Below are 13,981 nucleotides of genomic sequence, written 5' to 3' on the forward strand. Positions count from 1 at the left end.
CGTCTGACCCAGGCTAGAGGCTAGGTTCTGTTGATACCGATTTTGGCGAAAGGTTCACGCGCGCCGCAGGCAGGTGGCAGCGAAGCTGCCGCGCTCGCTCCCGGCGCGGCGCCTGCGATCACGCAGAGGGCTGGGCCTCCTCCAGCGGGTCCTCCGACGCTTCCTCCAGGGGATGGCCCTCCTCGTCCTGGAGCTGATAGTCGTAGGCGCCCTGCAGACCGGCCTCCTCCTCGGGCTCCTCCTGGGCCTGAGCGATATAGCCGGGGTAGAAGGGCGAGAGGATCGCCACGACGATACCCAGCGCGGCGATGAGCGAGAAGGCATAGGTGTAGTCGAACAGATCGATCAATCGCCCGATCACCGGTGAGCCCGTCGCCTGGCCCAGCGCCACGGCCATGAAGGGGAGTACCGGGCCCGCCGACAGGCGTCCCGGCAGCAGGCGGATACCGGTCATCAGATAGAGCCCGGTCAAGCTCATGTAGGAGAGGCCGAAGATCAGGGCCGAAAAGAGCGTCAGCCCGGGCTGCGCCGGGTTGGCCGCCAGCAGTAGCATGCTGGTGGAGAGCATCATCAGCATCAACGCCTGGGTGATCGGCGGGTTGTTGCGGTCGGCGAGGTCGGCGACGACGGCGCCGCCCAGGCCTGCCACGCCCACCGCGAACCAGAGCCAGCCGGTGGCGCCTGCCGAGACGCCGCCGAGCGTGATCACCAGATCGGGGGCGAAGATCCAGTACGCCGATGAGACGAAGCCCATCAAGAACGCGAACAGCGAGACGCGGATCAGTCGCGACCAGGGGAGCTCACCGAGCGGCGGCGGCGGGGCCGCGTTGGCAGGCGTCAGCCGTGACACCGAGGGCAGGAAAAACCAGGTGGCACACAGCCCGACGATGGCCAGTGCGGTGAAAGAGAGATAGGCCGTGCGCCAGGCGCCGGTCATGAAAATCACCGTGGGCACGGCAACCATGATGCCGATACTGGTGCCCGCGTTCATGAACGAGCTGACCCGTGCATGCAGGGTGCGCTTGACGAGTGCCTGCATGCCGGTCGTCAGCGCGGGCATCATCAACCCGGTGCAGATACCGCAGGAAAAGACGCCGATACCGAGGGTCATGGCGCTCGCCGCCTGGCTGATGAGCGCCAGCCCGGCAACGCCGAAGCTTGCCGAGATCATCGCCGAATAGCGTGCGCCCAGGCGGTTGGCCAGGACAGGGGCGAAGCCGGTGGAGAGCAGGAAACTCACCAGCGGCAACGCGCCGATTATCCCGATCGTATAGGTCGTGAGAGCCAGGTCGTCTCGGATCTGTGGCACGAAAAGGCCGAAGGCAAAACGTGCCAACCCATAGCTGATGGCGATGAGCACGGCACCAAAAACGGCGAAGCTGGTGCTGGAGACCTCTCTCATCTTGTTCACCTCGCTGGCGCTCGTGGACCACGTCTGGCCCGGGGGGCTGATCGGCGCATCGGGGCTCGGCCGCAGCCTGCCCGAGGGGCGCTCCCCGCAGTGTGGATGAGACCCGCCCGAGCGTGAAGTCCCTCACGGCGGTCGGATTCATCCGCGCCGCTATCGACGTGTACGGTGTCGTCGGTGAATACGTTCAGTAGCCGGCGCTGGGGTCGATGGTCTCGATCGCTTCACCGCGGGAGAGGCGTCCCAGCGCTTCGGCGACCTGGTCGGCGGCGGCGCCGATCGGGGTGGGGCCGGCCATGTGTGGCGTGATCAGAATCCGTGGATGGCGCCACAGCGGGCTGTACGCCGGCAGCGGCTCCTGGGGGAAGGCGTCGAGCAGCGCCCCGCGCAGGTGGGCGTCGTCGTCGGCGTCGCCGCTGCCGAGGGCATTGAACAGGGCAGCTTCATCGATCAGGGTACCGCGGCCGGGGTTGATCAGGCTGGCTCCCGCAGGCAGCCTGGCCAGGGTGTCGCGGTCGATCAGCTGGCGGGTAGCCGGGGTATCCGGCAGCAGCGTCACCAGCGTCATGACCTGACCGAGCAGGGCATCGAGGCCGGCAGTGCCATGGTGGCATACGATGCCCTCGAGCTGCTTGGGCGAGCGACTCCAGCCGTGCACGGGATAGCCGTCGGCGGCCAGCATCTGGGCCACACGGGTGCCGATTGCGCCCAGCCCGAGGATGCCGATGCCCCACTCGGCCTTGTCGACCACCGTGACCTCGCGCCAGGTTCGCGAGCGCTGCTGGCGCTGGTAGCGGTCGAAGTCGCGCTGGAAGTGGAGCACGCCGTAGCGCACGTAGTCGCCGATCAGTTCACCCATGCCGGCGTCGCGCAGCTTGACGATGGGAATCTCCCGCGGCAGCGCGGGGTTGTTGAGCAGGGCATCGACCCCGGCACCGAGATTGACGATGCCGCGCAGCCCGCGCTGCTCTTCGAGCAGCGTCACCGGTGGCTTCCACGCTACCAGATAGTCGACCTGGGGATTGCCGTGCTCGGCGCCCAGGTGGAACTCGGCTTCGGGTAGACGCTTGGCGAGCACCTCTCGCCACTGGGCGGCATCCTGATGGTAGATCAGTACCTGCATGTTGCCTCCTGGGCGAAGTGGGGGTACGCAGGTCGCCGGTCAGGACCAGGTCTGCGGCAGTGGCAAGCCAGGGGGAGACGGAAAGACATCCGACGCTGGTGATCGACAGTGGGACAGTGCGTTTCGGATAACCCGGCAATCCCGTCATGAAGAAAACCAGGCAGTAGCCGAACACCAATAACGCCAAGTAGTCTGCCAGAAGCGTGCCGAGCGTCAATAATTTTGCCCAGCTCGTACGCTCGCGCGCACCGTGCACAGGCAGCGCCCGACAGCGATGCTGAAAAAGAGTGAGCCCAGCGGCTCGGCAGGATGGATAAGTGTCAGCGCCCCAGACAGAAGCCGACGGTTACAGCTGGCTGACCGTTCGGTGGCAGTTCAATAGTCGTCACCTTTTCAGCCCATGTTGACCTGATTTTTTTCCCTCTTGTCCCGCGCCCGATGTCGGGCGCGGGGTGTCCCTTTACCCACCCTATGCCTTGTCTGGACGGTGGAAGAGTAGCGTGATGATCACGGAAGAGGCCGCCAGAGCCGACATCAGCATGAACGCCTCGGCGAAGCCGCCGCTCTGCCCCACGATCCAGCCGGTCAGGGCCGGAGCCAGGAAACCGGAGATCGCGAAGCCGAAATCCATGATGCCGAGTGACGTGGCGGAACGGTCACGGGCGACGTCGATATTGACCGCGTAAAATGCCGCGTTCGCGCCCATGGACGCGGCGACGGCAATGGTGATCAGGATCAGCGCAAGTGTCAGGTTGTCGGTGAAGGCGACCGGCAGGATCACCAGCGCGGCAAGACCTTGGGTGGCGGCAATCAGATAGCTTCGGGCAATGCGCAGCTTACCGGTGCGCCGCAAGAGCGTATCCGACAGATTGCTGAGCAGAATCAGCGCAAAGGCAGCGGCAAGCCAGGGGGCGACAGAGAACCAGCCAACGCTGGTGATCGACAGTTTGAAAGTGTGTTCCAGATAACCCGGCAGCCATGACATGAAGAAGAACAGAAAGTAGCCGAACACGAAGAACGCCCAGTTGTTCGCCAGAAGCGTGCCGTTGGTCAATAACTTGGCCCAGCTGGTGCGCTCGCGCGGGGCGTCGACGGCATTATCGTCTGGCGTCTGCGTTTCCTGATCCGCGATGACGGCGATTTCGCCGGCATTCACCCTGTTGCTGTCTTCGGGATGGTTGCGGAACAGCACCCACCACAAGGGCATCCACAGAAGGCTGATGGCGCCTAGCAGGATGAACATCTCGCGCCAGCCAGTGATCGCGGTGAGATAGGAGACGATTGGGGCACCGATCGCCAGCGAGATAGGCACCGCGACGAGCGAATAACCGAGGGCGCGACCGCGCTCCCGTCCCGATAGCCAGTTCGCAATGGCACCGGTCTGCCCGGGAAACATCGGCCCTTCGGCCAGGCCGAGCGCAGCGCGCGCGACAAGGATGAGAAGAAAACTGCTGGCCAGGCCGACCAGGGCGGTTGCCACCGCCCAGGCGACAACCGAGACCGCCAGGACGATGCGCGCACCGAACCGGTCGACCAGAATGCCGCCCAAGAGAGTCGTGACGGCGTACCCGATCCCGAAGGCGCCCAGGATCATGCCCTGCTGCGCATCGCTGAGGTTCAGCTCTTTCGACATCGGTCCGATGGCGTAGGAGATTGCCGAGCGATCGATATAGTTGATAAGGATGATCGCGGCGAGCATTGCAACGATGACCCAGCGAAAGCTTGATGCGCCGCTTGATGGGGAGGCGTGTTGAGTTGGTATGGCCATGTCTTCCTCCTTCTGGCCCCGGCATATTGGACAGGGCCTGATAGTTGCAGCCGGCACAGGGGGAAGCTCGGTTTCCCTGAGGGGTATTGGGCGTCTGCGCATGTCTTGACTTCACATCGCTGACTCCCTATCCCTCACTTCACATCGCGGTATCGGTTGCCCGGCCGAACATGACAATGTGACAGTTGGTTACTGAGAAAATTCAGTTCCCTGAAAAGCCCAAGCGTCCAGGCTTGTGTGCCGAGTCAGCCGATCACGCCGACGCTTCCGGTGATCAGCGCACAGGCTTCGCTGAAGATCACTCAGCCCCAGATGGCATGTCGCGTGTGCTGCGAAGGCCGTAGAGGAAACGATCCGTTACATCATAAAAGTCAGCATCATCAAGATCGTCAATGTCTCGATTCCGGCAATCGGAAAGCCCCCCGAGGATGAGGCCGACCGGCAATCGGTTCAGTAGACGATTTCCAGCATCGGCGGCGGCGCTTCGCCGATCAGCCGGGCGAGTATATCGAGGGCGTTGGCGAGCCGCCCCAGGTCGCTCTCGGCGCCGAGGCTGAGACGCACGCGCTGCGGCGCCGGTGTCTGCTCGACCAGGAACGGCTGCGCGGTGGTGATCGCCACGCCCTCCTGGCGCGCCTGCTGCTTGAGCTCCTCGGCGCGCCATGGCGACGGCAGCGCGATCCAGGCGTGCAGGCTGCTGGGGCGCGCGTCGAGGGTGTGGCCGGCCAGGCGGCGGGCGGTCAGCGACTGGCGCTCGGCGAGTAGCTGGCGCTGCTCATGGGCCAGCGTGTCGATCATCCCGTTGGCGAGCCAGTAGTCGGCCAGCTCGAACACCAGCGGTGTCGCCATCCAGCTGGTGGCACGCAGGCGCGGCAGGGTGTGGTGCATCTGCCCACGGGGCACGCTGAGATAGCCGGCGCGCAGTCCGGGCACGGTGGCCTTGGTCAGGCTGGTGACATGGAAGCTCTGCAGCGGCAGGCGCGCGGTGAGCGGGGTCAGTCCGGGCGGTTCGAGCAGGGCGTGGACGTCATCCTCGATCAGCCAGACGCCGTGGCGTTCGAGCACCCGGGCGACGGCGTCACGCCGGGTGTTCTCCATGGTCGCGCCGGTCGGGTTGAGCTGGGTCGGGGTGAGGCATACCGCCCGCGGGCGGTGGCGCACGATGGCTGCTTCCAGGGCTTCGGGGATCACGCCCTGGCGGTCGATGGCGACCCCACGCAGCTGGAAACCGAGGGTGCGCGCCAGCGAGATCAGGCCGTGGTCGGTGAGCGACTCGGTGAGCACCACGTCGCCGTGCTGGACCACGGTGGCGATCGCCAGCATCAGGCCGTGGGCGGCACCGTTGCAGAGCAGCCGCTCCTCTACCTCGCCGGGTACTCCTAGGCGCTCACGGAGCCAGGCATCGGCGCGCTCGCGCTGGTGGATCAAGCCGGCGATCGGACGGCAGGCGCCGATCACGTCGGCGTGGGCGGTACGTGCCAGCTCTGCCAGCGCTTCGCGGAAGCGCAGATGGTGCGACGGCAGGCATACCGGATGGGCGATCGAGAGATCGATCAGGCTGTCGTCGGCGAGGGTGGCCGGTGCGCGCAGGAACTCGCTCTCGGCATCACCTTCGGTATCGCGGATCCAGGTACCGCTGCCGACCCTGGCCTGCACCAGACCACTCTTCTCCGCCTGCTCGTAGGCCCGGGATACGGTTTGCACGCTGACCCCGAGTGTCTCTGCCAGCTCGCGGTGGGTGGGCAGTCGGGTACCCGGGGAGAGAACCCCTTGGCGCAGCGCCTCGGCGAGGGCGCGGGCGATGGCCAGGTACTTCGGACCCTGGGTCGAAATATAGGGTGTGAGGTCGATTGTCATGATGCAATAAAGCCTTTGACGCCAGGACGCGCGACGATGCTACTATCGTCCTTGATGCATTGACCGATAATTGTCCTGATTTTTTCGAGATTTGATCATGACAATTTCACATCCGGTCGGCAAGCGGTAGGACAGGCCGGTGCTCGGCGCGCTGGCAGCCTGCGTCCTGATAATTCGGTCCCGTTAGTCGAGTGGCTCCATGTTCCAGGTTTCCCTGCCTTTTTCGCGTGAAGAGTACGCCAGCCGTTTGCATAAAGTGCGCGTGTCGATGGCCAATCGTGGCCTCGATGTGCTGATCGTCAGCGACCCCTCCAACATGGCCTGGCTGACCGGCTACGACGGCTGGTCGTTCTATGTCCATCAGTGCGTGCTGGTGGGGCTGGAGGGGGAGCCGGTATGGTACGGCCGGCGTCAGGATGCTAATGGCGCCTGGCGTACCTGCTGGATGCACGAGGAGCGGGTGCGCTACTACCCGGACTACTACGTGCAGAACCCGGACATGCATCCGATGGAGTATCTGGCCCAGTCGGTGCTGCCGGAGTACGGCTGGCATACCGGCAGCATCGGCCTGGAGATGGACAACTACTACTTCTCGGCGCGGGCTTACACCAGCCTGGTCAAGGAGCTGCCCCACGCTCAACTGAGCGATGCCACTGCACTGGTCAACTGGTGTCGTGCGATCAAGTCGCCGCAGGAGGTCGCCTACATGCGCGTGGCGGCACGCATCGTCGAGGGCATGCACTCGCGCATCCTGGAGATGATCGAGCCGGGCCTGGCCAAGAGCAAGTTGGTCTCCGAGATCTACCGCGTCGGCACCGAGGGCTGGACCGACCCCAACGGCGTGGTGCATGGCGGCGACTATCCCGCCATCGTGCCGCTGCTGCCCACCGGCAGCGACGCCGCCGCACCTCACCTGACCTGGGACGACACCCCTTTCCGCCGCGGCGAGGGCACCTTCTTCGAGATTGCCGGCTGCTACAAACGCTACCACGCGCCGCTGTCGCGGACGGTCTTCCTGGGCACGCCGCCCAAGGAGTTCCTGCGCGGCGAGTCGGCGCTGCTCGAGGGGATCGAGAACGGCCTCGCCGTGGCCAAGCCCGGCAATCGCTGTGCCGACATTGCGCTGGCGCTGGGCGCGGCGATGGACAAGTACGGCTTCGACCGCGGCGGCGCGCGCTGTGGCTATCCCATCGGCATCAGCTATCCGCCGGACTGGGGCGAGCGCACCATGAGCCTGCGCCCCTCCGACGAGACGATCCTCGAGCCGGGCATGACGTTCCACTTCATGCCGGGCATGTGGATGGACGACTGGGGCCTGGAGATCACCGAGAGTATCCTGATCACCGAGAAGGGCGCCGAGCCGCTGTGCGAGTTTCCGCGACAGCTGTTCGTCAAATAGACGCGCCGATCTTTCGCCGAACCGCTTGTCTTCGGCAGCGTTTCGTCAACCAGGGTCGTGTCGGCGCGGTCTGAGGTTCTGTACGAAATGTCATCTTTCAAGGATGCGTTCAGCGGCCAGGCGCCGAGGACGCGCCACCCGTTTCAGTGAGGAGAGTTAGCATGCCCGCATCCCTGCGTCCCAGTCCGATCAGCGCCAGCGTCGACTTCGACGCCCAGGGCGTGCAGCACGGTTTTCTCAAGCTGCCGATCTCGGTGGACGAGTCCGCCTGGGGTGCGGTGATGATCCCGATCACCGTGGTCGCCAACGGCGAAGGGCCGACGGCGCTGCTCACCGGCGGCAACCATGGCGACGAGTACGAAGGCATCACCGCGCTGATGAAGCTCGCCAACACCCTCAAGGCGGGTGACGTGCGCGGGCGGGTGATCATCGTGCCGATGATGAACGTGCCGGCGGCGGAAGCCGGCAAGCGGACCTCGCCGCTGGACGGTGGCAACCTCAACCGCAGCTTCCCCGGCGACCCCGACGGCAGCGTGACCAGCCAGATCGCCGACTACTTCACCCGCGTGCTGGTGCCGATGTGCGACGTCGCGCTCGACCTGCACTCCGGTGGCCGCACCCTGGATATCGTGCCCTTCGCGGCTGCCCACCGCCTCGACGATCTGGATCAGGAGCGTGCCAGCCTGGGCGGTGCGGTGGCCTTCGGCGCGCCCTACGCGATGATGATGTTCGAGCTCGACGCCACCCGTCTCTACGACACGGCGGTGGAGTCCCAGGGCAAGACCTTCGTCACTACCGAGCTCGGCGGTGGCGGTACCTCGACCCCGACCAGCCTGGCCATCAGCGAGCGCGGCGTGCGCAACTTCCTGATCCACTATGGCCTGGTCGAGGGTGAGCTGGAGACCTCCGACGAGCCGATGATCTATGTCGATATGCCCGATGCCAGCTGCTATGTGCAGAGCGAGCACGCCGGTCTGCTCGAGCTGACGGTGTCGCTGGGGGAGATGGTCGAGCAGGGCGACGTGCTGGCGCGGGTCTATGACATGACCCGCACCGGTACCGAGCCGGTCGAGTATCGCGCCCAGCGCGATGGCGTGCTGATCGCTCGGCGCTTCCCGGCCAAGGTCGGCATGGGCGACACCATCGCGGTGGTCGCCGAGGTGGTGCAGTCGTTGGAGAGAGCGTGAAACTCGACCGCTACGATCTCAAGATCCTGGCGATCCTGAGCCGCGACGGGCGTATCACCAAGTCGCGCCTGGCGGAGGCGATCAACCTCTCCGTCAGCCCCTGCTGGGAGCGGGTCAAGCGGCTCGAGAAGGCGGGTGTCATCCGCGGCTACAGTGCGCGGATCGACACCGACGTGCTGGTCAAGCTGACCCCGGTGTGGGTCCAGATCGAGCTCAAGCAGCACAACGCCGAGAGCTTCGCGCGCTTCGAGCGTCTGGTCGAAGAGAGCGACGCCGTGGCCGAGTGCTTCGCCATCGGCGGCGGCATGGATTACCTGGTCAAGATCGAGCTGGAGAGCATCGACGCCTACCAGCGGTTGATCGATGCCTGGCTGGTGTCGGATCTCGGCATCGAGCGCTACTTCACCTATATCGTCACCAAGACGGTCAAGCGCCACGGGCCGCCGGCACTGCCCGACCCCGAGGGCTGAGGGGAAGGCTTCCTGAGTTTGGATGCCCGGTTCGCCCCTCTCACCGGTTTGCCAGGTGTGTCGTTCACATCAGAAGAACCCGGCATATGCCGGGTTTTCTGCGTCTGGGCGTTAGTAAGAGCATCCGGGACGACAGCGGCGGGGGGCCGTCTATCCGCTCTGGCTATCCGGCGTGAGCCGGGTGTGGGAGGTATTCTCTTCTTGGGCTCGGCGCTGCTCGGTCTGAACCGGCTCGGGGCCGAGCAGCAGCACCGCCACCGCGGCGATCGCGGCCCCCAGGGCCATGACGATCGCCACCGCCTGCAGGTCGAGATCGAGGGTGAACAGCACACCGACCACGATCGGCGACAGCGCCGCACCGCCGCGGCCGACGCCGATCGCGAAGCCGGTGCCCGAGGCGCGTTGGGCGGTCGGGAAGCGCTGGGCGAAGAGCGCGTAGAGGCCGACCACGCCGGCGTTGGTGCAGAAGCCGGTCACCGCGACCAGCAGCGAGATGCCGGCCAGCGAGTCGGCACCGTGGCCGAACAGGGTCACCATGATCACCGACAGGCAGAGCGCGGCTATGGTGAGGCGATGGATCGGCAGGTGGCGCCCGAGCAGCCCCAGCAGGGCACCGCCCAGGGCGCCGCCGATATTGGCCCAGACCAGCACGCCGGCGGCGTTGGCGGGGTCGAACCCCATGCCGACGACGATCTGTGGCACCCACTTGAGGATGAAGTAGAAGGTGGCGATGTGCATGAAGTAGGCCAGCGTCAGCAGCAGGGTGACGCGGATCAAGCCGGGACCGAACAGCGCCAGCGGCGAGTCGCCACCGCTCCGGGCCGGCGGTGCCGGTAGCCGCGCCACCGTGGCGTGGCCGAGACGACGCAGTTCGCGGTTGATCTTGTCGAGCGCCCCGGCGGGGCGGCGCTGGCACAGATAGGGCACGGTCTCGCGCAGCAGCCAGGCGGTCAGCGGGATCATCAGTGCGGTCACCAGGGCGCCGAAGTAGAACACCGCGCGCCAGTCGAACAGCCGCAGCAGCTGAGCGGCGATGGTGCCGCCGACGATGGCGCCCAGTGGATAGCCGATCGCCATCAGCGAGACGCACAGGTTGCGGCTCTTGTGGTTGGCGTACTCGGCGGCGGTGGCGTTGATCGAGGCGAGCATGCCGCCGATGCCGACCCCGGTGAGCACGCGCCAGGCGCCCAGCTCCGCCACGCTGCCGGCGCGCGCTGCCATCAGCATGCCGAGCGCCATCAGCAGCAGGCAGCCGAGGTTGACCGGGCGCCGGCCGACACGATCGGTCACTCCGCCGAGCAGGATCGAGCCCAGGGCCATGCCGATCAGCTCCATCGCCAGCACCACGCCGAGCTCGGCGCGGTTGATCCCCCACTCGGCGACGATACCCGGTGCGGCGAAACTGATCGCCAGCACGTCGAAGCCATCCAGCGCATTGAGCGCGACCGTGGTCGCCACGGCCAGAACCTGGGCGCGGCTCATCGGGGCTTCGTCGAGCAGCTTGCGCGGGTCGATGTCAGCGGCGGTGTCCGGTGTCATGCCCTACTCCTCTTTATCTCTTTTCAGCGCGCCTTTGGCAAAACGTCTTTGGCAGAAGGCCCTTGGCAGAAGGCCTTTGGCGCCACGTCTTCTGCGAAACGGCGTGCGTCAGTCGCGGATACCCTGACGGCGGGTATCGATCACCACGCGGCCGTGGCCGGCGATGCGCGAGACGCAGGTACACAGCTTGTCGTCGGCGGCGTGCTGGCGGGCGCTGAAGTAGACGTCGCGGTGGTCGATGCTGCCCTCGTGGCTGACCACATCGACCGCGCACAGGCCGCACTCGCCGCGCTGGCAGTCGTAGAGCGCCTCGATGTCGTGGTCGATCAGCGACTCCAGCAGTGAACGGTGGGGCGGCACCTCGAAGCTGATCCCGAGATTGCGCACGCTGACCTCGAACGTCTCCTCCGGGCGCTCGCCGCCGTTGGCGAAGGTTTCGTAGCGCAGCGCCCACGGCGGCCGCGCCTCGGCTTCCCACAGCGCGCGGACATGCCGGCGCAGGCCCGCCGGGCCGCAGAGATAGGCCTCTCCGGCCGGGTCGAGTGCGGCTACCGCGCGTTGGATCGCCGGGGCCGCGCTGGCCGAATCCGGGTACACCTCCAGCGCCGCGCCCAGCGCCGAGAGCGCGGTCGCGAAGTGCTCGCGGGCACTGTCCCGGGAGACATAGATCAGGCGCAGGCGCTTGCCGGCGCGGTGGAGCGCCAGCGCCATGCCGTAGAGCGGGGTAATGCCGATACCGCCGGCGATCAGCAGATATTCGGGGTTGGCGAACGACAGCGGGAAGTGGTTGGCCGGCCCGGCGATGGTCAGCTTGTCACCGGGGGCGAGCTGCCACAGGTGCTCGCTGCCACCGCGGCTATGGACCAGACGCTTGACCGCGAAGCGGTAGACGCCGGCGTCGCCGGCCTCCTCGAGCAGCGAGTAGTGGCGGGTCTGGGGGTGGCCATCGAATTCGAGCTGCAGCGGCAGATGGCTACCCGGGGTGTAGGGCGCGGTCGCGCCGCTGTCCGGGCGCACCTCGAACAGGCGCACGTCGCTGCCCAGATCGTGACAGCGCGCGAGGGTGGCCGGCTCCCAGCGGGGCGGGGTGTGGACCGAAGGCAGGCTGCGAGGGTTCATGGGACTCTCCTGGCCGCACGCGGCGGAATCATGGTTGACGGATCAGCGCACCGCCACTGACGGCATCCAGCCCGGCGGGATGGGCGAGGGCGCTGTCCAGGTTGCGCTGGGCGATGCGCGCGTGCTCGCGGGCGATCTGCTCGGCCCGCGCGCCCTCACCGGCGGCGAGGGCGTCGACCAGGCAGCGGTGCTGATCGTTGGCGATGAACAGGATGCGGTGGGCGGAGGCGGAGTGGGCGTAGCTCATGACGAAGGCGCTGGGCGAGGCGAAAGGCAGATTGCCGATGCGCTCCAGCGCCTCGCTCAGCGCCATGCTCTCGGCAAGGGCGAGCAGATGCTGGTGGAATTCGCCGTTGAGCGTGACATAGCGATTCAGCGCCTCCTCGTCGAGCTGCGCCTGGGAGACGATGGTGTCGATGTGCTCCACCAGCCGGTGCAGGGGGGCCAGGCGTGATGCCGGGTGGCGCGCCTCGGCCGCCTGACGCGCGGCCAGCCCTTCCAGGGTGCCGCGGATCTCGATCGTCTGCTTGAGGTAGTCGGGGGAGAAGCCGCGCACCGCATAGCCGCCGCGCTCGGCGGCCTCGACCAGCCCCTCGTGTTCGAGGCGGACCAGGGCCTCGCGCAGCGGCGTGCGCGAGACCATGAGTCGAGTCGCCAGCGTCGGCTCCCACAGACGCTCGCCGGCGCTCAGGGTGCCGTCGAGAATCCAGTTGCGCAGGGTCAGTAGCGCTTTCAGCGATTGGCGCATGGTGGTCGCGTCCTCAGGCCTGGCGCGCGAAGACGCTGGGCGTCGACGTCTGCTCGCCGGCGGGTGGCGTCTCCTCCGCGGCGATCAGGCGATCGATGATGCGCCGCGCCCACATCGCGCCGGCGTCGATGTTGAGGTTGTAGAAAGGCGGGCGGTCGTACTTCGAGACCGCGATCTGCTGTGCCTGGAGCACCGCCTTGTCCTGGTCGTAGACCCCCTGGCCGTCGTTGACATGGGCGTAGTGCAGGTACTCGGTCCAGTTGGGATCGTCGATATGGTGATCGCGGACGAAATTCCAGAAGTAGTGGCAGCTGGTGGCGGTCTCCGGCGTCAGCGCCGCCAGGAAGTAGCCGGTCACGCCGCGGGAGCGGTCTCCCTGCGGCGCGCCGGTGCCGGCTTCGGCCACGCCGACATCGCCGATGATGGTCGAGGGCGCCTCGAAGTGGATGTTGTGCCAGCGATCCACCGGCACGTCGCGGCCCAGCTGGCGGGCCCAGAAGGGCGGGGCATCGCCGTCGAGCATCCAGCGCTGGACGGTGACACTGCGCTCGTCGTGGGTAACGTCGAAGGGGGCGCGGGTGATCGAGTCGTGGCCGATACTGCCGGCGTGGACGAAGGTCTCGTGGGTGAGGTCGAGCAGGTTGTCGATCACCAGCCGGTATTCGCACTGCAGGCTGTAGAAGGTGCCGCCGCGGCCGGCCAGAGCGGGGTCGGCGTTCCAGTGGAAATCGGGGATGGTGGCGGTGTCGGCCTGGGCCGGGTCTCCCATCCACACCCACACCAGGGCGTGGCGCTCGGCCACCGGGAAGCTGCGCACGCAGGCGGCGGGGTTGATCGTCTCCTGCGACGGCATGTGGGTACAGCGGCCATGGGGGTCGAAGGCCAGGCCGTGATAGCCGCACACCACGCTGTCGCCATCCAGGCGGCCCAGCGACAGCGGCAGCAGGCGGTGCCAGCAGGCGTCCTGCAGCGCGGCGATCTGGCCGTCACTTCTGCGATAGAGCACCAGGTCGGTTTCGCACAGCGTACGCGGCGTGAGCCGGTGCTGGATCTCATGGCCCCAGGCGGCGGCGTACCAGGCGTTCAACGGATAGCCACGGTTGGACATGGGTCATCTCCTCTCGGGTTCACGCCGTGACGTCGGTCGGCGGCTCGCGCGGTGGTCAGGGCGCGGGTGGCCAGTCCGGAAATCGTGGATGAATGGCACGGCGTGTATACATGAATACGCCTGCCCCCTCTTTTTGGCGACGATTTTGTGCGTTTTTTAGCCAAAAGATGTAGATATCAGGAGTTCGTGTATACAGGCGGGGTGTCCGTCGTGGCGCACGCCCATCGTGCCGAAAAAACCGCAAGTTACCGCGGC

At 66.5% G+C, this 13,981-nt stretch carries 11 protein-coding genes; 3 read left to right on the plus strand and 8 right to left on the minus strand.

Going from position 1 to position 13,981, the window contains the following annotated elements; all coding sequences use genetic code 11:
• Positions 1 to 118: 118 nt before the first annotated feature.
• From DOM66_RS12885 to ehuR, 4 genes are all read right to left on the minus strand, one after another.
• Positions 119 to 1,402: an MFS transporter gene (locus tag DOM66_RS12885; RefSeq protein ID WP_110690418.1), complete on the minus strand. Its 1,284-nt coding sequence runs from the start codon at positions 1,400 to 1,402 to the stop codon at positions 119 to 121.
• Positions 1,403 to 1,595: 193 nt separating this feature from the next.
• Positions 1,596 to 2,531, minus strand: coding sequence for a 2-hydroxyacid dehydrogenase (locus tag DOM66_RS12890; RefSeq protein WP_110690420.1), 936 nt, complete (start codon positions 2,529 to 2,531; stop codon positions 1,596 to 1,598).
• A 469-nt stretch (positions 2,532 to 3,000) separates the two neighbouring features.
• Positions 3,001 to 4,299: an MFS transporter gene (locus tag DOM66_RS12895; RefSeq protein WP_110690422.1), complete on the minus strand. Its 1,299-nt coding sequence runs from the start codon at positions 4,297 to 4,299 to the stop codon at positions 3,001 to 3,003.
• A 450-nt stretch (positions 4,300 to 4,749) separates the two neighbouring features.
• Positions 4,750 to 6,156, minus strand: a complete 1,407-nt coding sequence (gene ehuR, locus DOM66_RS12900) for a MocR-like ectoine utilization transcription factor EhuR (protein ID WP_110690425.1) — start codon at positions 6,154 to 6,156, stop codon at positions 4,750 to 4,752.
• 199 nt (positions 6,157 to 6,355) lie between these two features.
• Here ehuR and doeA point away from each other — a divergent pair, with 199 nt between their 5' ends.
• From doeA to DOM66_RS12915, 3 genes are all read left to right on the plus strand, one after another.
• The gene (gene doeA / locus DOM66_RS12905; protein WP_110674661.1) at positions 6,356 to 7,555 is read left to right on the plus strand and encodes an ectoine hydrolase DoeA; all 1,200 of its coding nucleotides are present in this window, start codon (positions 6,356 to 6,358) and stop codon (positions 7,553 to 7,555) included.
• Between the two features lie 161 nt (positions 7,556 to 7,716).
• Positions 7,717 to 8,742, plus strand: coding sequence for a N(2)-acetyl-L-2,4-diaminobutanoate deacetylase DoeB (gene doeB, locus DOM66_RS12910; RefSeq protein ID WP_110690427.1), 1,026 nt, complete (start codon positions 7,717 to 7,719; stop codon positions 8,740 to 8,742).
• Positions 8,739 to 9,212, plus strand: coding sequence for an Lrp/AsnC family transcriptional regulator (locus DOM66_RS12915; RefSeq protein WP_110690429.1), 474 nt, complete (start codon positions 8,739 to 8,741; stop codon positions 9,210 to 9,212). The genes doeB and DOM66_RS12915 overlap by 4 nt, the downstream gene beginning before the upstream one ends.
• Positions 9,213 to 9,362: 150 nt before the next feature.
• On the opposite strand, the gene DOM66_RS12920 is transcribed toward DOM66_RS12915, so the two are convergent.
• From DOM66_RS12920 to DOM66_RS12935, 4 genes are all read right to left on the minus strand, one after another.
• Complete coding sequence (locus tag DOM66_RS12920) at positions 9,363 to 10,751, minus strand: MFS transporter (protein WP_110690431.1); 1,389 nt, start codon at positions 10,749 to 10,751, stop codon at positions 9,363 to 9,365.
• A 108-nt stretch (positions 10,752 to 10,859) separates the two neighbouring features.
• Positions 10,860 to 11,870: a PDR/VanB family oxidoreductase gene (locus DOM66_RS12925; protein ID WP_110690433.1), complete on the minus strand. Its 1,011-nt coding sequence runs from the start codon at positions 11,868 to 11,870 to the stop codon at positions 10,860 to 10,862.
• A 28-nt stretch (positions 11,871 to 11,898) separates the two neighbouring features.
• Entirely contained in the window at positions 11,899 to 12,618 is a 720-nt protein-coding gene (locus DOM66_RS12930) for a GntR family transcriptional regulator (protein ID WP_110674656.1), read from the minus strand.
• Positions 12,619 to 12,631: 13 nt separating this feature from the next.
• Positions 12,632 to 13,726 carry an aromatic ring-hydroxylating dioxygenase subunit alpha gene (locus tag DOM66_RS12935; RefSeq protein ID WP_110674655.1) on the minus strand — a complete coding sequence of 365 codons (1,095 nt, stop codon included), beginning with the start codon at positions 13,724 to 13,726 and terminating at the stop codon, positions 12,632 to 12,634.
• Between the last annotated feature and the right edge of the window lie 255 nt (positions 13,727 to 13,981).

It is taken from the genome of Salinicola endophyticus (assembly GCF_003206575.1).
GTDB lineage: Bacteria > Pseudomonadota > Gammaproteobacteria > Pseudomonadales > Halomonadaceae > Salinicola > Salinicola endophyticus.

Bases quoted from the DNA above. Each gene is read 5' to 3' on its own strand.
- DOM66_RS12895 (WP_110690422.1), bottom strand. From the start codon at position 4,299: ATGGCCATACCAACTCAACACGCCTCCCCATCAAGCGGCGCATCAAGC.
- DOM66_RS12930 (WP_110674656.1), bottom strand. From the start codon at position 12,618: ATGCGCCAATCGCTGAAAGCGCTACTGACCCTGCGCAACTGGATTCTC.
- DOM66_RS12935 (WP_110674655.1), bottom strand. From the start codon at position 13,726: ATGTCCAACCGTGGCTATCCGTTGAACGCCTGGTACGCCGCCGCCTGG.
- DOM66_RS12885 (WP_110690418.1), bottom strand. From the start codon at position 1,402: ATGAGAGAGGTCTCCAGCACCAGCTTCGCCGTTTTTGGTGCCGTGCTC.
- DOM66_RS12925 (WP_110690433.1), bottom strand. From the start codon at position 11,870: ATGAACCCTCGCAGCCTGCCTTCGGTCCACACCCCGCCCCGCTGGGAG.
- doeB (WP_110690427.1), top strand. From the start codon at position 7,717: ATGCCCGCATCCCTGCGTCCCAGTCCGATCAGCGCCAGCGTCGACTTC.
- DOM66_RS12920 (WP_110690431.1), bottom strand. From the start codon at position 10,751: ATGACACCGGACACCGCCGCTGACATCGACCCGCGCAAGCTGCTCGAC.
- DOM66_RS12890 (WP_110690420.1), bottom strand. From the start codon at position 2,531: ATGCAGGTACTGATCTACCATCAGGATGCCGCCCAGTGGCGAGAGGTG.
- doeA (WP_110674661.1), top strand. From the start codon at position 6,356: ATGTTCCAGGTTTCCCTGCCTTTTTCGCGTGAAGAGTACGCCAGCCGT.
- ehuR (WP_110690425.1), bottom strand. From the start codon at position 6,156: ATGACAATCGACCTCACACCCTATATTTCGACCCAGGGTCCGAAGTAC.